12 protein-coding genes and 1 pseudogene are annotated in these 23,551 nt (G+C 70.1%); 5 read left to right on the top strand and 8 right to left on the bottom strand.

From position 1 onward, the window contains the following. From MMF94_RS37005 to MMF94_RS37020, 4 genes and pseudogenes are all read right to left on the bottom strand, one after another. Nucleotides 1-485: pseudogene (locus MMF94_RS37005) on the bottom strand (non-ribosomal peptide synthetase); the annotation flags it as partial. 50 nt (nucleotides 486-535) lie between these two features. Beyond that, nucleotides 536-4,543 (bottom strand): Pls/PosA family non-ribosomal peptide synthetase, encoded by a 4,008-nt coding sequence (locus MMF94_RS37010; protein ID WP_241042133.1) that lies wholly within the window; start codon nucleotides 4,541-4,543, stop codon nucleotides 536-538. A gap of 183 nt (nucleotides 4,544-4,726) precedes the next feature. Beyond that, the gene (locus tag MMF94_RS37015) at nucleotides 4,727-9,193 is read right to left on the bottom strand and encodes an NAD-glutamate dehydrogenase (RefSeq protein ID WP_241042134.1); all 4,467 of its coding nucleotides are present in this window, start codon (nucleotides 9,191-9,193) and stop codon (nucleotides 4,727-4,729) included. Between the two features lie 162 nt (nucleotides 9,194-9,355). After that, the gene (locus tag MMF94_RS37020) at nucleotides 9,356-10,558 is read right to left on the bottom strand and encodes an LLM class flavin-dependent oxidoreductase (RefSeq protein WP_241042135.1); all 1,203 of its coding nucleotides are present in this window, start codon (nucleotides 10,556-10,558) and stop codon (nucleotides 9,356-9,358) included. 201 nt (nucleotides 10,559-10,759) lie between these two features. Between MMF94_RS37020 and MMF94_RS37025 the strand changes: the two genes are divergently transcribed. From MMF94_RS37025 to MMF94_RS37045, 5 genes are all read left to right on the top strand, one after another. Beyond that, nucleotides 10,760-11,734, top strand: coding sequence for an LLM class F420-dependent oxidoreductase (locus MMF94_RS37025; protein WP_241042136.1), 975 nt, complete (start codon nucleotides 10,760-10,762; stop codon nucleotides 11,732-11,734). 145 nt (nucleotides 11,735-11,879) lie between these two features. Continuing rightward, nucleotides 11,880-13,472 (top strand): long-chain-fatty-acid--CoA ligase, encoded by a 1,593-nt coding sequence (locus MMF94_RS37030; RefSeq protein ID WP_241042137.1) that lies wholly within the window; start codon nucleotides 11,880-11,882, stop codon nucleotides 13,470-13,472. Nucleotides 13,473-13,508: 36 nt separating this feature from the next. Next, nucleotides 13,509-15,098: an AMP-binding protein gene (locus MMF94_RS37035; RefSeq protein WP_241042138.1), complete on the top strand. Its 1,590-nt coding sequence runs from the start codon at nucleotides 13,509-13,511 to the stop codon at nucleotides 15,096-15,098. A 37-nt stretch (nucleotides 15,099-15,135) separates the two neighbouring features. Then, nucleotides 15,136-16,854 (top strand): N-acyl-D-amino-acid deacylase family protein, encoded by a 1,719-nt coding sequence (locus tag MMF94_RS37040; RefSeq protein ID WP_241042139.1) that lies wholly within the window; start codon nucleotides 15,136-15,138, stop codon nucleotides 16,852-16,854. A gap of 41 nt (nucleotides 16,855-16,895) precedes the next feature. Beyond that, entirely contained in the window at nucleotides 16,896-17,660 is a 765-nt protein-coding gene (locus tag MMF94_RS37045) for a crotonase/enoyl-CoA hydratase family protein (RefSeq protein WP_420852493.1), read from the top strand. A gap of 60 nt (nucleotides 17,661-17,720) precedes the next feature. Here MMF94_RS37045 and MMF94_RS37050 read toward each other — a convergent pair whose 3' ends face one another. The 4 genes from MMF94_RS37050 to MMF94_RS37065 form a co-directional block, all read right to left on the bottom strand. Beyond that, nucleotides 17,721-18,770: a hypothetical protein gene (locus tag MMF94_RS37050; protein WP_241042140.1), complete on the bottom strand. Its 1,050-nt coding sequence runs from the start codon at nucleotides 18,768-18,770 to the stop codon at nucleotides 17,721-17,723. Nucleotides 18,771-19,490: 720 nt separating this feature from the next. Continuing rightward, nucleotides 19,491-21,080 carry a flavin-containing monooxygenase gene (locus MMF94_RS37055; RefSeq protein WP_241042141.1) on the bottom strand — a complete coding sequence of 530 codons (1,590 nt, stop codon included), beginning with the start codon at nucleotides 21,078-21,080 and terminating at the stop codon, nucleotides 19,491-19,493. Between the two features lie 64 nt (nucleotides 21,081-21,144). Then, nucleotides 21,145-22,737: a long-chain-fatty-acid--CoA ligase gene (locus MMF94_RS37060; RefSeq protein ID WP_241042142.1), complete on the bottom strand. Its 1,593-nt coding sequence runs from the start codon at nucleotides 22,735-22,737 to the stop codon at nucleotides 21,145-21,147. Next, nucleotides 22,734-23,549, bottom strand: a complete 816-nt coding sequence (locus tag MMF94_RS37065) for a crotonase/enoyl-CoA hydratase family protein (RefSeq protein ID WP_241042143.1) — start codon at nucleotides 23,547-23,549, stop codon at nucleotides 22,734-22,736. The genes MMF94_RS37060 and MMF94_RS37065 overlap by 4 nt, the downstream gene beginning before the upstream one ends. Nucleotides 23,550-23,551 lie beyond the last annotated feature (2 nt).

Raw genomic sequence — 23,551 nt, forward strand, 5'->3', positions numbered from 1 at the left:
CACAACACGGTGTCCGCGGCGAGGTCGCCGCCGGCGCCCGCCGGGTCGAGCACGGTCTCGAAGGGCGGCTCGGACAGACCCAGCTCCTTCCTGAGGTCGTCGACGGGGAAGCCCCGGTGCGCCAGCAGCCCTGACTCGGTGTGGCGCGCCTCACGCACCAACGCCAGCCACGACGCATGCTCCGTCGTCAGCCGGCACGGCACGGGTCGTCCGGTCGCTGTCGCGACGTAACCGGTGACGACCTCCCGCTCGCCCGACAGCGTGGCCAGCACCTTGGCGTGTGCGGCCAGGAGTAGTGAGCTGATCGGTGTCGCCAGGTCCTCGGCCGCACGGCGCAGCTCTTCCACGAGGTCGTCCGCGATCGGTGCCTCGTGCTCGGCGATAGTGGCGGCCGTATCCGCAGGCCACCGGGGGATCGCGGTGAACCCACCTGCGACGATCACACCACGCCAGAACTCCCGGTCGCTCTCAGTCAGCTTTCCCATGGTCTTCCCTCCGTCTCACGGTGCATGAACGTGTGCCGTCCACGGGTGGTTCAGTTGGGGGTGCATTCCGGCAGGACCGGCATTTCGCCCCGCAGCTCCCTGGCCGGATTGGCACCCCAGAGCGTTCGCGGAGGGACCTCTTCGCCCTTCATGAGGAAGGAGTCGGCCGCGATCTCCGCGCCGTCACCGATCGTCACTCCGTAGTGGACGAAGGAGCCGACCCCGAGTGTGACGCCGGAACCGATCTTGGTGAGGTCGGACTTGAATGCGCCGTCCTCCTGCGAGTGGCACTGAACGATGCTTCCCGCATTGAGCGTGCAGTGGTCCCCGATGCTGACGAAGGTCTTCTCCACGAATGCGCAGCCGTCGTCGAAAACGCGCGCCCCGAGGCGCACCCCGAGAAGCCGCCAGATCATGCTCTTGAACGGTGTGCCGTTGAAGATCTGCAGATACGCCGTGGCCGGCACCTTCCAGAACCGTTCGTGCCGCCAGAAGCTCCGGTCGTAGATCGAGCAGCCGTCCGGCCGCAGAGCCTGGAGCCGCGTGACGGCCCGTTCGACCAGCACGAAGAAGGCGACGCCGGTCAGCAGGACGAGCAGGTTGGCGATTGCGACGACCGACGGCCCGAACACGTGGTAGAGCTCTGCGGCGACCGCGCCGACCGTGACGATCGCGAAGACGTAGAACCAGCGCACCAGCAGGTACAACCCCATCGTGACGGTGTTGTGCCAGTTCTTGGCGGTGAGCCGGCTGCGCAGCTCGCCTGCGCTCTCCAGATCGAATCCGATATCGCGCTGAACCGATCGCGGGATCTCGAAGCTCGGGGAGCCCAGGAGTCCGACTCCCTCTCGGATCTCTCCGTCGATCGGGACCATGACCTTCGTCGCGAGGAGGCAGTTGTCGCCTGTCCTGCCCTGCGCCGGATAGGCGATGTTGTTCCCGAGGAAGTTCTGAGCGCCGATCGACGCGCGGGACACGCGGAAGGATGTGTTCGAGAAGTCGGCGTTGAGGATCGACAGTCCGTCGGCGATCACCGTTCCGGTGCCGACAGAGCTCAGGAACGGGCTCTCGTGCTTCACCCGCTGGCCGAAGTTCGACCCGGTCTGCTCGACCCGGGAAAGGTCGTATCCCATGACACGCAGGTAGTTGACGATGGCGGAGCTGTCACCGAACAGATATGGGAAGAACTTCAGGTTGGTCAGCGCCGTGATCGTCTTGTGGGCCCAGTAGTGGAAGCCGTACAAGCGGTAGACCTTGTCCGGCGTGATGGCGAGATTGAGCAGGCGCGGCGCGACGACCAGCAGCAGGAGGCCGACGATCAGAAGACCGACGAAGAGCACGACGGACGCGGCCGCGACGTCGCGGTAGAACGCCCACGTCGTGAACGCCATCGGACCCGGCTCCAGCAGGGCGCCGAGCTGCGGGACCTGCGTGAACAGCACGACCGCACCGCCGATCACCAGCGGCAGGCCCACCAGCAGCAAGCTCAGCAGCTGCAGGACGGTGTAGCCGACCTTGCGCAGGCTGTTGCTGCCGGCCACCTCGACCCGTCGGTAGTTCACCTCGGTCCGCTGCGCACGGGAGCCGTGCCAGCGCTCGCCCGCGGGCACGGCCTGCCCGGTGTGCAGCGAGGAGGAGTGGCCGAGCTGGGATCCGTCGCCCATCGAGGCACCGATGTCGATCACCGTCTGCTCGCCGACGAACACGTCCTTCCCGAGGGTGACGGCGCCCGTCTGGATCACGCCGGAGTGCGCGCGGTAGCCCGAGAAGAACGAGTCCTTACGGATGACGGTGCCGTCGCCGATCGTGAGCAGATCGGTGCACACGGGCAGGTTCCTGGAGAAGATCGCGACGCCTCGGCCGACCTTCGCGCCCAGCGCGCGCAGGTAGAGCAGGTAGATCGGCGACCCGGCGAACAGCGCGAGCGGGCTCGTCTTGATCAGCAGCTTGACGGTCCAGAAGCGGACGTAGGACAGGCTCCAGACGCGGATCTGCTGGGGCTTCCACCGACCGATCAGCACCCACTTCGCGAGGATCGGCAGCACGGAGAGTCCGAGGAAGGTTGCCGCACCGAACAGGACCGACCGCTGGTAGATCTCGGCCAGACCGACGCCGGCGGAGACCCAGTCGATGCCGCGATCGGTGCCCACCGCGGTGAGGAAGGAGTAGCCGAGGAAGACGAGGAGCTGCAGCAGCCCGCAGAGGAAGTACTGGAACCTCCCGACAGGAGCCACCACGTCGGGCAGCGCCTCGACCACCTCTTCGGAAGTCGAGGACTCGCCAGGCGCAGTCGCGAGCACCTCAGAGGCCGGTGCCGGTGCCAGCGCGGTGGCGAGGTTCGTGATGGTCGAGTGTTTGTAGATGTCCTGCATCGCGACGGTGGGGAGGTCGGCGCGCTTGCGGGCCCGTGCGCAGAAGCGGGCCATGACCATGGAGTCGGCGCCGAGGTCGTCGAAGAAGTGGGCGTCGGCTGGGACGTGCTCGATGCCCAGGACCTCGGCCAGCGCCTCCGCGAGGAGCTTCTCCGCACCGCTCGGCTCGACGTCGGTGCTCGGGGGCGAGGGGGCCACGGCCGGCTCCGAGATGGCAGGCACGGCCTGGGCGAGCCCGGGCACCCGCAACAACAGCTCGAGCTCGGCCAGCTCGCTGCGGTAGCCGCGCATCGCGCCCTGCTGGTCGACCCGGCCGTGGTACTCGATCTCCCCGTCGACGTTGACCCGGCCCAGGTCGCCGGTCCGATAGATCCGGCCCGACGGGTTCGCCGGCAGCCCCAGGAAGTCCGGGATGAACGCAGCGTCGGTGAGGTCGTCGCGGTTCAGGTACCCGCACGAGAGACCGATCCCGGCGATCCCGATCTCACCGATCTCGCCGTGCGGAAGCGCGTGGTGCGGGTCCTCGACGTCCAGGATGACCGTGCTGTAAGTGGGCAGTGGGATCCCGATGGTCGCCGGCTTGTCGGGGTGCAGCTCGGTCCAGGTGGCCGTCACCGTCGCCTCGGCCGGGCCGTAGACGCTGAGCAGCCGCCTGCCGGCACGTTGCCAGCGCGCGGTCAGCTCCTGCGGGCAGGGCTCGCCTGCCACCAGCAGGAACCGCAGGTCCGGCAGCTCGTCCTCGATGGTGGCCAGGAGCGTGGGAACGGTCGACATCGCCGTGACGCGGCGCTCGCTGAGGAATGCGTGCAGGTCCCGGCCCAGAAGGCTCGCGCCGGACGGCCGGGGCACCAGCGTGGCGCCGCAGGCCCACGGCACCCAGATCTCCTCGACCGAGAGGTCGAACGCGATCGTCAGCCCCTGGTAGACCCGGTCGCGGGCCTGGATGCCGTACACCTCGGCGGCGACCTTGACGAAGTTGCAGATGCTGGGGTGGTCGACCGCGACGCCGCGCAGGCGGCCGTTGGCGCCGGACGTGTAGATGATGTAGGCGAGCTGGTCGTCCAGGATCCCTCGCTCGGCGTCGATGAGCCTGCGCGAGTTCTGCTCGTCGATCAGCCGCTCGGCCAGATCGAGGCTCACGAGCTCGGTGCCGCGCCCGGTCAGCAGCTCGGGCCGGTCGATGCGGTCGGCCGCGTCGGACGTCGTCAGAACGGTGCGGACGTGGGCGTCCTCGACGATGTACGCCATCCGGTCGGTCGGGAAGCTGGTGTCCAGCGGGACGTACGCGGCGCCGATCTTCAGCACGGCGAGCATCGCGATGTAGGAGTCGGCCGGACGGTCGAACAGCAGGCCGATGCGGTCGCCGGCGCCGGCGCCGTGCAGACGCAGGTAGCGGGCCACCTGGTTCGCCCGGGCGTCCAGCTCGTCGTAGGTGAGCGACAGCTCGTCGGAGTCCACCGCGAGCTGGCCTGCGCGGCCGTAGGTCCGGACCCAGTCGCAGCGCGCCTCGAACAGGTGGTCCAGGCGCTCGTCCTGGCGGACGCGCCAGCCCTGCGCCTCGTGCTTGTCCACGAGCACGAGCTCGGACATCGGCACGAGCTCGCGGCTGGTCAGCGGGTCAGCCGAGCGTGAGCCCGGCAGATCGCTCATGACCTGCGAGCGGGGGGCCTGCCTCAGGGTGCTCACGCGAACTCCTCAGTCATCGAGGGTGGTGCCGGGTTTCTCGGTCACGAACCAGCTTCGGCTCCGGCAGCCGTCCGCACGATCGAGCAGGCCCGCCACCTGCCGGTGCGAACCCCCGAACACGGGTAGGGAGAGCCCCAGGTCACGTCGTCACGAGCCCCGTGAGCCGCTCCGGGCGGGTCGCGGTCAGCGAGCGGCGGCGCGCCGCTCGGACAGCGCGTAGTAGAGGCTCGCGACTTCCTCGATCGGCAGCCGCTCCCGCTGCCCTTCGGCCAATGCCGCCACCTCGACGACGTCGAGCAGCCCGTGGCCGTGCAGGAGAGCGGCCGACCGCTCCGCCAGACCGCTCGGCACCCCTTGCCCGGTCAGGGTCGCAGCCCGCTCGGCGGCCGCCTCCGCCTCCCGCCCGCGCAGGAGGGACGGCAGTCGCTGCATGAGCCGGTCGACCAGCGGGGCGAAGCGGTCGGTCTCGGCGCGGACCTGGAGCGGGGTGGGACGGTTGGTGAGCAACCAGCGCGCCGTGCTGTCCAGCAGCCGGCGTGACTCGAGGACGATCTCGTCGGTCAGCGCGGCCGTGATCGGGAGTGCGGCGATCTCGGCCCAGAGGCCGGTGAGGCCGAACACCGCGGTGGCCACCTCGTACGCGCGCACCGCGTCCGTCGGCGTTGCCGAGGTGTCCTCGGCCAGCCGGAAGGCGTAGGTGATCCCGCCGCCGTCGACCATCTCGTTGACCAGCGCCGTGGTCACGATCTCGCGACGCAATGGGTGAGTGGTCACACCCTCGGGGAAGCGCTCGACCAGCACCGAGGGGAACAGGCCCGCGGCCCGGGGCGCGAACTCGGGCAGGTCGGGCAGGTCGCTGCGCAGGATCTCGGCCTTGAGGTCGAGCTTCGTGTGGGCGAGCAGGACGGCCAGCTCCGGCGAGCTGAGCCCCTCGCCTGCCCGCTCCCGCTCGGCGATCTCCTCCGGACCGGGCAGCACCTCGAGAGCGCGGTCCAGCCCGCGCCGCCGCGCCAGGTCGTCGATCATCCGGGCGTGCACTGCGAGCGTCGTGGAGGCGTACGCGCGTGCGATGCCGAGCTCCGCGTTCTGGGCCCGGTTGCCGGCGAGCACGAGCCCGGCGACGTCGTCGGTCATCTCCACGAGCAGCGCGTCACGGCCTGCGCGGTCGAGCTCGCCGGCGGCCACCAGCCGGTCGAGCATGATCTTGATGTTGACCTCGTGGTCGGAGCAGTCGACGCCCGCCGAGTTGTCGATGGCGTCGGTATTGATCTTCCCGCCGCCGCGGGCGAACTCGATCCGCCCGCGCTGGGTCGCCCCCAGGTTGCCGCCCTCGCCGACCACCTTTGCCCGCAACCGGGCGCCGTCGACGCGGATCGCGTCGTTGGCCTTGTCCCCGACGTCCGCGTGGGTCTCGGCGCTCGACTTGACGTACGTACCGATGCCGCCGTTCCACAACAGGTCGACCGGGGCCAGCAGGATCGCACGGATCAGCTCCGGCGGGCTCATCGCGGTCACCTCCTCGGGGAGGAGGAGCGCCGCCCTCATCTCCGGCCCGACGGGCACCGCTTTGGCGGTGCGCAGCCACACACCGCCGCCCGGGCTGATCGCGCTGCGGTCGTAGTCGTCCCACGACGAGCGCGGCAGGTCGAACAACCGGCGACGTTCGGCGTAGCTGCGCGCCGGATCGGGGTCCGGGTCGACGAACACGTGCCGGTGGTCGAACGCCGCCACCAACCGGATGTGCTCCGACAGGAGCATCCCGTTGCCGAACACGTCGCCGGACATGTCCCCGACCCCGACCGCTGTGAAGTCCTGGGTCCGCGTGTCCACACCGAGCTCCCGGAAGTGGCGCCGGACGCTTTCCCAGGCACCGCGCGCGGTGATCCCCATGGCCTTGTGGTCGTACCCGACCGACCCGCCCGAGGCGAATGCGTCCCCCAGCCAGAACCGGTATCGGGCTGCGACGTCGTTGGCGACGTCGGAGAAGCGGGCCGTGCCCTTGTCGGCCGCGACGACCAGGTAGGGATCGTCGCCGTCGTGGCGCACCACTGCGGATGGAGGTGTGGTGGTCACGAGGCCGTCCGCGGAGCTCACCACGTTGTCCGTCACGTCGAGCAGCCCCGAGATGAAGGTGCGGTAGCACGCCTCGACCTCGTCCGGTCCCGGCGCCGCCGCCGCGACCACGAACCCGCCTTTCGCCCCCACCGGCACGATCACCGCGTTCTTCACCGACTGCGCCTTGACCAGCCCCAATACCTCGGTGCGGTAGTCCTGCGGGCGGTCCGACCAGCGCAAACCGCCGCGCGCGACGGGACCGAACCGCAGATGGACGCCTTCCAGCCGCGGTGAGTAGACGAAGATCTCGAACCGCGGCCGTGGCGCGGGCATGTCGGGCACCGCCGCGGGGTCGATCTTGAACGACAAGTGCGGCTGCGCGGTGAACCAGTTGGTCCGCACCGTCGCGGTGATCAGAGCGAGATGCCCGCGCAGGATCCGGTCGGCGTCGAGGCCGGTGACGTCCTCGATCAGCGCGGTGACCTCGGCCAGGGCGGCCGCAGTGCGCTCCGCCCGTTCGTCGGGCCGGGGGAGCGGGTCGAAACGGGCGTGGAAGAGCCCGACCAGCGCCCGTGCCGCGGCGGGATGGGCGAGGAGGATGTCGGCGATGTACGGGGGATCGAACGGACCTCCGAGCTGGGCTGCGTAGCGCGCGTATGCCCGCAGCACCGCCACGTCGCGCCAGTCGAGCCCGGCGTGCAGGACCAGCGCGTTGAACCGGTCGGCCACGGCGTCGCCGTCCCACACCGCCCGGAAGGCGGCGCAGAACCGCTCCTGCGTCTCCCGCCGACGGCGCCCGACCATGCCACGTGCGGTGGCGGCGTCGACCCCGAGCCCGAAGTCGTAGATCCAGCACCGGCGCCCGTCCGGGCGGATGATCTCGTAGGGCCGCTCGTCGAGCACCTCGACGCCGAGGCTCTGGAGTGCCGGTAGCACCGCGGACAGCGAGATCCCCGCGCCGCGCAGGAACAGGCGGAAATGCAGCTCGTCACCGCCGCCGCCGAACTCGCTCGACAGTTCCAGGTGGGGCTCGTCGCCCAGCTCCCGGATGCGCCGGAGGTCGGCGAGCGCCCGGACGGGGTCGACGTCGTCCCGGTAGCCCTGCGGGACGCCGGCCAGCTCGTCGGCGATCTCGTCGTCGTCGGCGCCCGCGGCGTCGAGGACCCAGTCGTCCCAGGTCAGGATGGCCGCCGCGAGCTGCGCCTGCAGCCGGTCCCGGTCCGGCGCCGGAGCAGTGGGCTCGACCTGGACGGTGAAGTGGACCAGCGCGGGCACCGACTCACCGAGTTCCACGCTGTGGTCGATGCGCCACCCGCCCAGCTCGCGCAACAGCACCGTCTGCATGGCAGAGCGGGCCTGGGGCGAGTACCGGTCGTGCGGCAGGTAGACCAGGCAGGAGATGAACCGCCCGTAGGGCTCCCGGCGGAGGAACAGGCGCAGCCGCCGGGGCTGGGTGAGGCCCAGCACGCCAACCGCTGTCTCGTGCACGTCTTCCGCGGTGGCCCAGAACAGCTCGTCACGCGGGTGGCGGGAGATCACGTCGAGCATCCGTTGCCCGGACCAGGACTCCAGCGGGACACCCGCGAGCCGCACCGCCGCGCGCACCCGCCGCTCGACGACCGGGGTGTCCAGCACGTTCTCATGCAGGGCGGCCGCCGTGAACAGCCCGAGGAACCGGTGTTCGCCGACGACGTCTCCGTCGGCGTCGACGATCGCGATGTCGAGGTGATGGGGATGCTCCGGGCGCAGCACGCGGCTGGGTGCGTCGGACCGGGTGAGGACCACCGGGGGAGCGGTGCCCGGCAGCCAGGGATCGCGGCCGACGGCGTCGTGGACGTCGTCGCGGCGCAGCACACCCAGGCCGGACCCCGGCACCGCGCGGAACCGGGGCGGGTCGACGGAACGGTCGACCTCGTGGCGCCGGTACCCGAGGAAGAGGAAGCGACCGTCGTGGAGCCATTCCAGCAGGTCGGCGACGTCCTGCCGCTCGTCGCCGGGCGACCCGGGCCGTTCGGCCAGCTCGGCTGCCACCTGTCGCACCGTCGCGGCGATTCGCTCGCGGTCCTGCTCCACCTCGCGAAGTACGCCGAGCACGTCGTGCAACTCGGCGCCGAGGTCCTCGTTCTCCTCGGTCGAGATCGGGTCCAGCTCGAGCCGCATCCACTCCTCGACGAGGGTGTCCGCGGGCGGCTCCTCCCACGCGACGGCGGGCAGCACCTCCACGAGTTCGCCCCGGCTCGTGCGGCGCACGACGACCATCGCGTGGATGACCCGGCGGACCCGCAATCCGACCCGGCCCACCCCTGCCAGCATGGACTGGACGAGGAAGGGCACGTCGTCGCTGATCACGTCGACGACGGCGGTACCTGCGGGAACCGCGCCGCGGATCTCGACGATCGGATCGCCGGGCTCCCGGTGCCTGGCCAGCCGCAGGTGGGTGCGGGCGGCCTCGGAGAGGGCGGCGGTGGCGCCGGCCGGGTCGTCGGATCCGAGGGCCGCGGCAGGGGTGTGGCGTGCGTAGAGGCGGCGCAGTTCGGCGGACTGCGGATCCGCCGCGTCGATGGACGCGGCGGTCTCCTGCCTCGTACGACTCACCGCACGGACCCGCTGCGCTCGGCCGGCCCAGCGGTAGACGTCACAGCGCGCTCGCTCACCGCTCCTCCCCGTGGGACTCGCGTGCACATCGGGGACCGGTCACATTAGCCGGGCTTCACCGACCCCGCCGGAGAGCGCAGAAGGACATGCGTGACGAGATGATCAGCCGAACGTCGACTCCTTGCCCTCGGCAGGGCGGCTCGTGCCGGAGTTGCGCTTCTCGGCCCATTCGGCCTCGTGCTTGGCGAACATCGCCTTCGCCGCGGTGGTGCGCTTCTCGGTCAGCTCGCCCTGGTGCGCCGTGACCCAGCGGTAGGAATCCTGTCGGGGCTTGTTGTAGCCCTCGAAGTGCGGGATCACGTACCGCGCGTACAGCTCGTAGGAGTGCTTCGTGTCGGCCCAGTTGGCCCAGTCGTGCGCGTTGAGCAGAATCGCGCCGATCTCGGGCGTCTTCTGGTAGAGCCGCTCGATGCGGGCGATGGCGTCGTCAGGTGTGCCGATCACTCCGATGCCCTGCTCGACATACCATTCCACCGTGTCGGCGCCGTCCGGGATGGATATGCGCGGCATGTTGTTGTTGAGGTAGTCGATCTGCTCCTGCAGGCCGTACCGGGCCTGCTCCATGGCCTTCTCCCGCGTCTCGGCCAGGTGCATGCCGACCACGAGACGCAGCCTGCTCGGATCCATGGTGCGGCCGTGCTCGGCGGCCACCTCGTTGGCGATCCGCCAGTTCACGTCGAGGGCGTTGAAGCCCGCGTTCTCGCCTGCCGCGACGCAGAGCATGCCCAGGTCGTACTTGCCGGCCAGCCGTCCACCGGACGGGGTGACCGCACTGGCGACGCACACCTCGGGGTAGGGGTTCGAGTACGGCGGCAGGTGCAAGGAGGCCTCGACGAGGGTGTACCAGTCGGTCGACTCCGTGACCACCTCGCCCTGGAACAGGCGCAGGATCACGTCGAGGCCCTCGGCCATCCGGTCGCGCTGGACGGACGGGTCGATTCCCAGCATGAGCGCGTCGGAGGCCAGCAACCCGGGTCCGACGCCGAACATGACGCGACCGCGTGTCATGTGGTCGAGTTGCACGATGCGGTCGGCCACCATCAACGGGTTGTGATACGGAAGCGACACCACGCCCGTGCCGAGCCGGATGTTCGTGGTGCGCTCGGCCGCCGCCGCGATGAACAGTTCCGGCGACGAGATCGTCTCCATACCGGCTGAGTGGTGCTCGCCGATCCACGCCTCGTGGAATCCGAGGTTGTCCAGCAGTTCGATCAGCTGCATGTCCTGCTGGAAGAGCAGTGTGGGGTTCTCGTCCATCTTGTGGAACGGGGCCATGAAGATTCCGTGACGCAACCTGACTGTCATTACCCCTCATTCTCGTCGTCGCTTCGAGAAACGGACACCCGACCGCACCGGTGCCGGGCTGCCGGCCGCCGGGCCGGCCCGGGGAGCCTGCGCCGCGCGACGCGTTGACACCGGTGCGTGCCGACGTGATCCTTCCTGAACGATCGTTTACTTCGAGAGGCTACGCGTGATCGAACCGGTATGGGCAGAGATGGGGGACGGATGACACGGCTCGGACTCACCATCCCGCTCGACGGCGTGCCGCTGGCCGAGCAGGCCGCACTGCTGAACGACGTGGCCGACGCCGGCTACACGGACCTGTGGACGGGCGAGGCCACAGGCGCCGACGCGTTCACGCCGCTGGTCGCCGCCGCCGTCTCGCACCCGCGGTTCCGCCTCGGCACGGCGATCGTCTCCGCCTACACCCGCAGTCCCGGGCTGATCGCGATGTCGGCCGCCGCACTGGCGGAGGTCGCCACGAGCGAGGTGCTGGTGGGGATCGGCACGAGCTCGGACGTGATCGTCGAGCGCTGGCACGGGCTCGAGTTCCACCGGCCCTACCAGCGGGTGCGGGACGTCACCACGTTCGTGCGGCGGGCCCTGTCCGGTGAGCGGGTGGACATGGAGTCGGAGAGCTTCACCATCAGGGGATTCCGCCTGGCCCGCGTGCCTGCCCGGCAGCCCAAGCTGCTGGTCGCGGCGCTGCGGCCGGGGATGCTCCGGCTGGCGGGTGCGATCTCCGACGGGGTGATCCTCAATTGGCTCTCGCCCGACGACATGCACACGGTGCTGCCCCACGTGCTGAAGGGCAACGCCGACGCGGAGATCGTCGCCCGGCTGTTCGTGGTGCCGGGCGAGGACGTGCAGGCCGTGCGGACAACGGCGAAACGCATGGTCACGGCCTACCTGAACGTCCCCGTGTACGCGGAGTTCCACCGCTGGCTGGGCCGGGCGGACCAGCTCGAACCGATGTGGCAGGCGTGGAGCCGGGGTGACCGCGCGGCCGCGGTGGAGGCGGTGCCGGACGCGCTGGTGGACGAGCTGTTCCTCCACGGCAGTCCCGCGGACGTCCGGGCCGGGGTCCAGCGGTACGTCGACGCCGGTGTGACCACTCCCGTGCTGATGTACGTCATGCCGCCGGGAGACGATGTGACCCGGCACCTCCCGGCCGTCGGCCGGGCCGTCACGACTCCTTGACAGCACTGGGTGGCCGTGATGCGATCGGCTCGACTTAACGATCGATCAGTTCCGTGGTCTGCCGGCCTCCCAGCGAGCAGCGCGCCACCGGCCTGCGCAGCCCGATCAGCCATTCATCGTCGAGTGGAGCGACAAGGAGGAGCGCATGCCGGCCCACGACGTCCAGGTCGTGTCCGCCGCTCGCCGGATGTCCTACGGGGAGCAGCTCGCCCGGTGCGCCCGGAAGTTCCCGGATCGCGTGGCGTTCCAGCACGGGGCGCGCTCGGTCACGTTCCCGGAGCTGGACGAGAGAGTCACCCGGCTCGCCAACGCGCTGCACGAGCGCGGGGTCGAGCGGGGCAGCCGGGTCGCGATCCTGATGCACAACCGGATCGAGGTCGTGGAGGGCTACCTGGCCGCCTGCCGGCTCGGCGCAATGGCCGTGCCGCTGAACTTCCGCCTGCTGCCCGACGAGATCGCCTACATCCTCGGCGACTGCGGCGCGGCCGCGATGCTGGTGGACGAGCAGCTCGCCGGCGTGGCGGCGAAGGCCATGACCGGCATCGACGAGCTGCGCACGGTGCTGGCGACGGGTGGGCGGGAGGCCGACGCCGGGCCCCACGCGGAGTCCTACGACGACGCTCTGGCGTCCGCGTCGACCACGCCACCCGGCATCGACGTGGCCGAGAACGAGCCCGCGTTCATCATGTACACCTCGGGCACCACCGGCAGGCCGAAGGGAGCGGTCCTCAGCCATCTGAACCTGGTGATGGCGGCGTTCACGGGTCTCGCGGTCTCCGGTGGGTTGCGCACGGGCGCGGACGTGTCCCTGCTGGGCGTGCCGATGTTCCACATCGCCGGGCTGAGCACGTCCATCCGCGGCCTCATCGACGGCGGGCGCGTGGTGATCCACAGCGCGGCGAACTTCGACCCGGTGAGCGTCGTCGACGTGCTCGAACGCGAGCAGATCACCAACTGCTTCTTCGTGCCCAGCCAGTGGCAGGCGATCTGTGCGGTGCCCGGGGTGAAGGACCGGCGGCTCGCGCTGCGCAACCTCGTCTGGGGTGCGTCGCCCGCACCCCCGTCGGTGCTGCAGGCGCTGCAGGACACCTTTCCGGACGCACCGGCGTACTGCGCCTTCGGGCAGACCGAGATGAGCCCCACCACAACACTGCTCCGCAGCGAGGACGCGGTGCGGAAGATGGGATCGGTGGGCACCCCGCTGCCGAGCATCGAGGTTCGCATCGTCGACGAGGAGATGCGTGACGTCCCCGTCGGGGAGGTCGGCGAGGTGGTCTACCGGGGCCCGACGATGATGCTCGGCTACTGGAACAAGCCGGAGGAGACCGCGGCCGCGTTTGCCGGTGGGTGGTTCCACTCCGGTGACCTGTGCCGGATGGACGACGAGGGCTACATCTACGTCGTCGACCGCAAGAAGGACATGATCATCTCCGGTGGGGAGAACATCTACTGCGCCGAGGTCGAGGACGCGATCGACTCCCACCCGAAGGTCGCCGAGGTGGCGGTGGTCGGCATTCCGCACCCGAAGTGGGTGCAGACACCGTGCGCCGTCATCGTGCCCGTGGACCCGGCCGACCCACCGGGCGAGCAGGAGATCATCGAGCACTGCCGCACCCGGCTCGCCTCGTACAAGAAGCCGACCTCCGTCGTGGTCGTCGACGCGCTACCCCGCAACGCCAGCGGCAAGGTGCAGAAGTTCCGCCTGCGTGAGCAGCTCGCCGGCACGGCGTCACCGTGAACGCGCGCGACCACTGAGACGAGGGGAGCTGCGGCGGTGCAGGAGGATGCAGCGGACCTGATCGAGGCCTACCGGGTGAACGGGGCCCTCGGCTTCTGGGAGATCGCCGACGCCGATCCCGGCCGGATCGCGGTCATCGACGTCGACGGCTCGGAGACCACGTTCGGACAGCTGCGGGACCTGGCCAACCGCATCTCGCACGGACTGCGAGCCCACGGGCTCGTCGACGGTGACACCGTGGCCGTCGCGCTGCCCAACCACCGGGCCTTCCTCGCGCTGCAACTGGCCACGGGACAACTCGGCCTCTACCTGACGGCACTCAACTGGCACCTGACCGCGCCCGAGCTCGCCTACATCCTGATCGACAGCGAGGCCAAGCTTTTCCTCGCCGGTCCGCGCGTGGGCGACGCCGCGGTGGCCGCAGCCGACGAGGCCGGCCTTCCCGCGCAGCGCCGGTTCGGGATGCCCGCGTTCCCCGGCTTCCGCAGCCTCGACGACCTCGTCGACGGGATGCCGGCTACCGCGCCGCAGCGGCGGCGGCAGGGGTCGGTGATGCTCTACACGTCCGGGACGACCGGTCGCCCCAAGGGCGTGCGCAAGCCGCTCTCCGCCGTCACACCCGAACAGAGCCTCGCGGCGCGGGTGCCCGCGTTTCCGCGGATGCTCGGCCACACCGCTGGTTCCGGAGTGCACCTGGTGGTGGCGCCGCTCTACCACGCGGCGCCGAACGCCTACGGAAGCCTGGCCCTGCAGATCGGGCACACCGTGGTGCTGATGGACAAGTGGACCCCGCAGCTGTTCCTGGAGATCGTGGAACGGCATCGGGTGACCGCATCGCACATGGTGCCGATCATGTTCCACCGGCTGCTGCAGCTGCCCGCAGGCGAGCGGGCCGCCCATGACGTCTCGTCCCTGACGCGGGTGGTGCACGCCGGAGCGCCGTGCCCGGTGGCCGTCAAGCAACGGATGATCGACTGGCTGGGCCCGGTGCTGCACGAGTACTACGCGGCCACCGAGGGCGGCGGCACCTACGTCGGTCCGCAGGACTGGCTGCAGCATCCCGGCACGGTCGGGCGCGCCTGGGCAGGCACCGAGGTGGTGATCCTCGACGACGGCGGCAACGCGTTGCCCGCGGGCGAGATCGGGAACATCTACTTCCGCAGCGGCGACCGGTTCGAGTACTTCAAGGCGCCGGAGAAGACGGCCGCCGCCCGCCACGGCGACATGTTCACGGTCGGCGACCTGGGCCATCTCGACGACGAGGGCTGGCTCTACCTGAGCGACCGGCGGTCGGACCTGATCATCTCGGGCGGGGTGAACATCTATCCCGCCGAGATCGAGTCGGTGCTGCTCACCCACCCTGCGGTGGCGGACGCCGCCGTGATCGGGATGCCGGACGAGGAGTGGGGACAACGTGTTGCGGCGATGATCGAGCCGCGCTCGGTCGACGACGTCGCGGGGGACTTCGCGGACAGGCTGGCGGCCGAGCTGATCGAGCACTGCCGGGGCCGGCTCGCCGGCTTCAAGTGCCCCACCTCCGTCGAGTTCCGGGAGCTGCCACGGACCTCCACCGGCAAGCTCAGCCGAATCAGGCTCCGTGACGACGTGCTTCGCATCGGTCGATGAGTGACAACCCCTGAGCCGACGTACGAAGGAGGACGGCATGGCTGAGCACGACCTGGTGGTCCGGGCGGGCACCGTTGTGGACGGGACGGGGAACCCACCGCGTACCGCGGACGTCGCCGTGCGGGACGGCCGGATCACCGAGGTCGGCAGGGTGAGCGGGCGCGGGCGCCGGGAGATCACCGCTGACGGTGCGGTGGTGGCGCCGGGGTTCGTCGACATCCACACGCACTACGACGGGCAGGCGACATGGGAGTCGCGACTGCAGCCGTCGTCGTGGCACGGGGTCACCACCGTCGTCATGGGCAACTGCGGGGTCGGTTTCGCACCCGTCGAGCCGGTGCACCACGACCGCCTGATCGAGCTGATGGAAGGCGTGGAGGACATCCCCGGCATCGCCCTGCACGAGGGCCTGCGCTGGGACTGGCGGACGTTCCCCGAGTACCTCGACGCGCTCGACGCGCTGCCCCACGACATCGACATGGCCGCCCAGGTGCCGCACGCCGCGCTCCGGGTGCAGGCGATGGGGGAGCGGGCCGCCGCGCACGAGGAGGCCACGCCGGAGGAGATCGCGCTGATGGCGCGGCTGGCACGGGAGGGCGTGGAGGCAGGCGCGCTCGGCTTCTCGACGTCGCGCACGCTCAACCACAAGAGCATCAGCGGTGAGCTCACGCCGTCCTACGCCGTGGGAGCCGACGAGCTGGTCGAGATCGCCACGGCGGTCGGGGAGACCGGCCGCGGAGTGTTCCAGCTGGTCAGCGACTTCCCGGATCCCGAGGCCGAGTTCGCGCTGATCCGGGCGATGGTGGCGCGGTCGGGGCGGCCGCTCTCCGCGTCGCTCGTGCAGTCGCCGGTCGCGCCTGCGATGCACCGTGAGGTGCTGCGCCTGATCGACGCCGCGCAGGCCGACGGGCTGCCGATCCTGGCGCAGGTCGCGGCCCGTCCGGTCGGCATGCTGCTGGGCCTGCACAACACGCTCAACCCGTTCATGACCAACCCGGTCTGGCGGCGGCTGGCCGACCTGTCGCCGGAGGAGCAGGCCGCGCGGATGGCGGAGCCGCGGCTGCGGTCGGAGATCGTCGCCGCGCAGACGGGGGAGAAGGACCGCAGCCGCCTCGGCGGCACCCTGATCCACAGGTACGAGCTGATGTACGAGCTGGCCGACCCGCCGAACTACGAACCGTCCGCGTCGGACTCCATCGCGGCCCGGGCGGAGCGGGCCGGTGTCTCACCCGTCGAGATCGCCTACGACGTGGTGGCGGGCGGCGGGATGCTCTACCTGACCAGCCTCAACTACGCCGACGGCAACCTCGACGCCGCGCACGAGATGCTCACCCACCAGCACACCGTGCCCGGACTCTCCGACGGTGGGGCGCACGTCGGCACGATCTGCGACGGCAGCTTCCCGACCACGCTGCTGCAGCACTGGACCCGCGATCGCGACGGCGCGCGCCTCGACCTGCCGTTCGTCGTGCAGCGCCAGGCCCGCGACACGGCCCGGGCGGTGGGGCTGCTCGACCGCGGGGTGCTCGCACCCGGGTACCGGGCCGACCTCAACGTGATCGACATGGACGCGCTGCGGCTGCACCGGCCCGAGGTGCGCTACGACCTGCCCGCGGGTGGGCGGCGGCTCCTCCAGCGCGCCGACGGTTACCGGCACACCGTCGTCGCCGGGCTGGAGACGTACCGGGACGGCGAGCCCACCGACGCGCTGCCGGGCAGGCTCGTGCGCGGGCCCGCACCCGCGCCGCGAGGATGACGACCGATACCCACAGGATCCACCGACCGACAGGAGATGTGTTGTCCGAGGTGCTCATGAGCACGCCCGCCGACGGGGTGCTCGTCGTGACCATCGACCGTCCGCAGGCGCGCAACGCCGTCAATGCGGCCGTCGCGCAGGGGATCGCCGAGGCGATGGACCGACTCGACGCCGACGACGACCTCCGCGTCGGGGTGCTCACCGGCGCCGGCGGCACGTTCTGTGCGGGCATGGACCTCAAGGCCTTCGTGCGCGGCGAGCGGCCGATCGTGCCCGGCCGGGGGTTCGCCGGCGTGACCGTGCGGCCGCCGGCCAAGCCGCTGATCGCCGCCGTCGAGGGCTACGCGCTCGCCGGGGGATTCGAGATCGTGCTGGCCTGCGACCTCGTGGTGGCCGCGGAGGGCGCGGTGTTCGGCATCCCCGAGGTCAAGCGCGGCCTCGTCGCCGCGGCCGGTGGGCTGCTGCGGCTGCCGAAGCGCATCCCGTACCACCAGGCGATGGAGCTGGCGTTGCTGGGAAGCCACATCCCCGCCGCGCGGGCGCGGGAACTGGGCCTGGTCAACCGCCTCGTGCCGAACGGCACAGCGCTCGACGCCGCGCTGGCGCTCGGCGCGGAGATCAGTGCGAACGGCCCGCTTGCCGTGGCGGCCAGCAAGAAGATCGTGGCGTCGGCCGCTTCCTGGCCGGATGACGAGGCGTGGGAGCGGCAGGCCGAGATCGCCGGGCCGGTCTCGGCTTCGAAGGACGCGATCGAGGGCGCCACGGCGTTCGCGGAGAAGCGCCCGCCGGTGTGGAGCGGCACGTGAGCACGAGCGCTCGGCTCACGGGACATCGCAGTAGTCGGGGCAAGGTGTGCGGAGGTGGCCTCAGCGCAAGATCTCTCCAGCCCGTCGGCGGGTGAGCATCTTTGCTTTCACCAGATCTTCCTCGGAGAAGTTGTAGAAATAGATCCCCTTGTTCGGCCCCAGTCGTTTCCGGAGGTCTCTCATGTGGTTTGCGCCCATTCCTGCGTATCGAAGTCCGCGGGTCTGAGCGTCGAGCACGCTTTCTTGAAACTTCATGTCTCGCCAGTATTGGAACCGATCAATGCTCGGCTTGGCTTTTACCCACTTCTTGTCGAATGCGGATATGCCTGCGTCTCCGTCCACCCTCGCCGCCAGGAGCTCGATGAAGTTCCGACCGAACTCGCGGAACTCGGTCAGTAATTGATCGGCGTACTCGGGATGTGCTGTACGCCAGCTCGTCAAGCTCGTGCCCAGTTCTGCGTCGGGCTGGAGCCCGTTGACGAACTCACCCAGGATCGACAGGTTCTCGTAGACCTTGGAGAGTTGCGCTTCCGCGCGGTGCTGCCCGATCAGCTCATCGGTCACTCCTACCGGGCCCCGCTGGCTCCGGGACCTGACCTCCGCGCTCACCTCGCCGGCATATGTCCAGGCGATTACGAGGTAGTGCTGGAGGCGCCGTCCAGTGAATCCGTTCATTCGACCCAGTGCGGCCGGCGTTATCAACGGCATCATGCCCGCGAACGCGAACCCGAGCTTCGGGAAGAGTGACTCGGCGCCGAACTGTCGGGTGTCGTCGGTGGCGCGAAGTCCGAAATCGGCCATGGGGCCTGTATTCGCCCGGCGAGCGGCGTCCGCCGTCGCAGGATTTGCGGTGAGGTCGTCGGTCGAGAAGGGCTCGTAGATGAACGAGCGGGTACCTACCGCCGGGACGATGTGGGCAAGCGTGACCTTCTCGTGGTTCTCGCCGATCACGTTGAAGCCGGTTGGGGAGAACCGGACCCATGTTCCGTTGTATTCCGCGCTCGGGTGCTCGATGTTCCCCAGGTAGTCGGTCTGGCCGGCAGCGTGGCGGCGAAACTCGTTCCCGTCCTGATAGTCGTGGACGGCACGGTCCGCGGCGAGCTTGTGCATCTCGGGCGTGAGAGCCGCCTCTGAGGGGTCGACGCGCTGGCCGTTGACCCAGGCCGCGCGCTGAACGCTGACGGCCAGGGATGTCGGTGCCGTAGGTGTCGATGCCGTAGGGGTCGATGGTGGCTGCCGTAGTGCCGTGGGCCGGCGTAGGGCGCGAGTCACCGCGGCATTGCCCGCCAGTCTCTGCAACGCGAGCAGCGACGCAGCCGAGTTCGCCGCTGCAGATGCGCGCCGGACACGATCGTCCCCGGGAAATCGGGCCGGCTTGGCGGGGCGCGCCCCGTGCTGCCTCATGGCGACGAGTTTATGAGGTCGCGCGGATCTTCTTCGACCTCGCCGACGATTGGGCTTCGTCGTGCTACCGGAGAGCTACTCCGTGGGAGTACTACCGCCGCGACTGTCACTGACTTCCAGGGCCGGCATCTTCCGACTTCGGGATCACTCGGGCGGCGTGTACGTCGCAGCCGCCGCCGCACGAGGTCGGTCACATGACCGCTGTGCCGTGTCGAGGATCTATTCCAGAACTGGATTCAGGCTGAGGTCGACGGTGCGATGCGGCAGGCAAGCGGTCTCGTACGCCTACGAATCCAGGATCCCCACCTCCCTCATCGTGCGCGGCCGGCGAGGGCACTCGGCCGCCGACCCGCCGGTGGCAACCAGACCCACGTCGGCGCACATCCGTCTCACGCGCCGCTACCCCTGATCATGCTCCCGGTCTGATCACCGGGTGAGCACGAAGCCCTCGTACCCTGCGGCGGCCACGCCGTCGCAGATCTCCCGGTACCGGCCTACCCCGCCGACATACGGCATGACGACCCGTGGTTTGCCGGGGACGTTGGCGCCGACGTACCAGGAGTTGGCGTGGTTCATCAGGGTCTGGTCCGCCGCCTCGGCGACGTGGGCGACCCATTCCTCCTGTGCTGCGGGGAGGGTCTCGATCACGCGACCGTCGACGTGCGCGAGGCAGTCGCTGATCCAGTCCACATGCTGTTCGATCGACACCATCATGTTGCTGAGCACCGACGGGCTGCCGGGGCCGGTGATGGTGAACATGTTCGGGAAACCGGCGACCTGCAGTCCGAGGTAGGTCGTGGGGCCGTCGGCCCAGGCGTCGGCCAGCCGCAGCCCGTTCGTTCCGCGGATGTCGATGGCGAGGAGGGCTCCGGTCATGGCGTCGAAGCCGGTGGCGAGTACGAGGTCGTCGACCTCGACGAGCCGGTCCGTCGTCCGGATGCCCTCGGCGGTGATCGTGGTGATCGGGGTCGTGCGGAGGTCGACGAGGTGGACGTGGTCGAGGTTGTAGGTCTGGAAGTAGCCGGTGTCCAGGCAGGGTCGTTTGGTGCCGAACGGATGGTCCGACGGTGCCAGTGCCTGCGCGGTCTCCGGGTCGCGCACGATGCTGCGGATCTTGTCGGCGAGGAAGTCGGTGACCGTGCGGTTGGCGTCGAGGTTCAGCGAGATGTCGTTGTAGGCGCGGCGCAGCGCTCCCAGGCCTCCGATGTTCCAGGCCTGCTCGTACACCTCGCGGCGCTTCTCGGCGGTCGCGTCCATGGCCGAGGCTTCGCCCTGCACACCCAGGAGGCCGGCTGGTGATTCGCGGGCGAGCCGGCGGTGGGTGGGGTAGTTCGCCTTGTGTTCCTGCTGCGCTTGCGGGGAGAGCGGCGCGTTGCGTGCGGGGATGACGTAGTTGGCCGTGCGCTGGAAGACGGTGAGTTCGGCGGCCTGCTGCGCGATGACCGGGATCGACTGCACCCCGGAGGACCCGGTGCCGATCACCGCGACCCGTCGGCCGGTGAGGTCGACGCCCTCGTGCGGCCAGCGTGCGGTCGAGAGGACGCGTCCGCGGAAGTTCTCCAGCCCGGGGATGTCGATCTCCTTGGGCTGTGACAGGCAGCCAGTGGCGAAGACCAGGTAGCGGGCCGAGACGGTCTCGGGCCGGTCCGTGGTGACCGCCCAGCGCTCGCCGTCCCACACGGCCGACGTCACGCGTGTGTCCAACTCGACGTCCCGGTCGAGATCGAATCGCTTCGCGACATGCTCGACGTACTCGAGGATCTCCGCCTGCGCGGGGTAGCGCTCGGTCCATTCCCATTCCTGCTCGAGTTTTTCGGAGAAGGAGTAGGAGTACTGCAGGCTTTCCACGTCGCAGCGGGCACCGGGGTAGCGGTTCCAGAACCAGGTTCCGCCCACGCCGCTGCCGGCCTCGAAGACCCGGTAGGTCAGGCCCAGGTCACGCAGGCGGTGGAGCTGGTAGAGACCGGCGACTCCGGCGCCGACCACGACCACATCGGGAGAGCTGGGGCGACTCATCGACACTCCTTCCAACAGTGACGGCTGCGGTGGCATCTCGACGGCGGGCCTCGCCACGGCGGGCTCAGGCATCCGCCACGGCCGTATGCGCGGTCCGTAGCCGGAACTTCTGCACCTTCCCCGACGCCGTGCGCGGCAGTTCGTCGAGGACCACCAGTGACGTGGGCTTCTTGTACGACGCCAGCCGTGTGCGGAAGTGCTCGACGATCTCCTCCAGCGTGGGAGGGTCGGCCGGGTCGACGGGAACGACGACCGCACGGGGTGTCTCGACCCACGTCTCGTGCGGGACGCCCACCACGGCGACCTCGGCGACCTTCGGGTGCGCGTCGATCGCGGCCTCGACCTCGGCGCAGTAGATGTTCTCGCCACCCGAGACGATCATGTCCTTGGCGCGGTCGACGACCGTGATGAACCCGTCGTCGTCCATCCGGCACAGGTCGCCGGAGTGGAACCATCCGCCGGTGAACGCCTCCGCAGTGGCTTCCGGATTGCGCCAGTACTCGCGCATCACCGTGGGGCCCCGGTAGACGATCTCGCCGATCTCGCCGACCGGGACGTCGTTCATCTCCGCGTCCACGATGCGCGCCTCGACGTTGATGATCGGGGTGCCGACCGAGCCCATCTTGCGGATCGTGTCCTCCCCGCGCAGCACGCAGGTCACGGAGCTCATCTCGGTCTGCCCGAACATGTTGAAGGTGGGCACCCCGGGGAACGAGTCGGCCATGGCCTGCAGCACCGACGGCGGTGCCACGGACGCGCCCCATGAGATGCGCCGCAGCGCGAGGTCACGCTGTCGCAGGCCGGGCAGTTCGCAGATCGCCTTCCACTGCGTCGGCACGAAGTAGCAGCCGGTGACCCGCTCGCGCTCGATGAGGTCGACGACCTCGCGGGCGTCGAAGCTGCCCGAGCGCGTGATGATCGACCGCCCGCCCACGAGCAGGTGGAACAGTATTCCGTTGAGCCCGCCGATGTGGAACAGCGGGAGCCCTGAGAGCCACACCTCGTCGGGGTCGCGGATGCCTTGCGTCATGGCGCAGTTGACGCTGTTGGTCACCAGGTTGTGGTGGGTGAGTACGGCGCCCTTCGGCCTGCCCGTGGTGCCGGAGGTGTACATCAGGAAGGCCGCGTCGGACTCCGGCACGTCGATCACCAGGGGTTCGGCGCTCGCGCCTGCGATCAGCCGCTCGTACGGCTCGGCGTCCAGGCCGGGTGTCGTCTCGGCTCCTCCGGTGGCGATGACGGTGCGGAGGCTGGGCACCCTCGGGCGCACGGCCGCCGCGGTGGCGGCGAGGTCGTGGTCGACGAGCAGCGCAGCGGCCTCGGCGTCGCCGAGGATGTAGGCGACCTCGTCGGCGACCAGCCGGAAGTTCACCGGCACCGTGATCGCCCCGAGGCGGCACGCCGCGAAGTAGGCCTCGACGAGCTCGAGGCGGTTCTGCATGAACACCGCCACCCGGTCGCCGCGGCCGACACCGCGGGCCGCGAGCGCTCTGGCCAGGCGGGTCACGCGCTCGTCCAGCTCGGCGTAGGTGCGGTGCTGCTCCTCGAACTGGAACGCGACCCGGCCGGGATACAGGCGAGCGGTGCGTGCGAGCTGCTCGCCGTGGGACATCCGCCGGGCCGCGGCGATGACCGCGCCGTCCTGCGCCGCGGTCATCGCCCGTCCTCGAAGTTCGGGGCGCGCTTCTCGAACCGGGCGGTGACGGCCTCCACCTGGTTGGGGCTGCCGATCAGGGCGCCGATCTCCTTCTGTTCGGCCGCGAACCCGGCCTCCAGGTCCACCCGGCCTGCCAGGTCGAGCAGCCGCTTGGACGCGCGGACGGCGTGCGGGCTGCGGGCGGCGATCTCGGCAGCCAGGGCGAGGGCGGCAGTGCGCGGATCGGGGTCGGTGCGCGTGCACAACCCGAGCGCGGCGGCCTCCTCCCCGCTGACCACGCGGCCGGTGTACGTCAGCTCCTTGGCGACGTCGCGGCCGACGAGCTCGGGCAGCAGCTGGGTGCCTGTCATGTCGGGGACCAGCCCCCAGTTGATCTCCATCACCGACAGCCGCGCGTCGGGCGCCACGATGCGGATGTCGGCGCCGAGGGTGATCTGCAGGCCGCCGCCCAGCGCGTTCCCGTGCACGGCGGCGATCACCGGGACGGGCAGCTCCGCCCACACGTACGCGGCCCGCTGCCCGGTCGCCTTGGCCGGCCCGTCCGACGGCGGGAGCTGGGCGGAGGCCGACAGCCGCTCTCCCGCCGTCATCGCACGGAACGAGGTGAAGTCGAGACCGGCGCAGAAGTCAGGTCCCTCCCCGGAGAGCACGACGACACGCACCCCGACGTCGGACCTGAGCCGTTCACCCGCCTCGACGAGCGCCGCGAACATCGCGGGATCGAGCGCGTTGCGTTTCTCCGGGCGGTTCAGGCGTACGTCGGCGATCCCGTCCGTCACGCTGACGGACACCCGCTGCTCCTCGTCGGGCATGC

Source organism: Pseudonocardia alaniniphila, assembly GCF_022524485.1.
In the GTDB taxonomy this organism is placed as follows: Bacteria; Actinomycetota; Actinomycetes; order Mycobacteriales; family Pseudonocardiaceae; genus Pseudonocardia; species Pseudonocardia alaniniphila.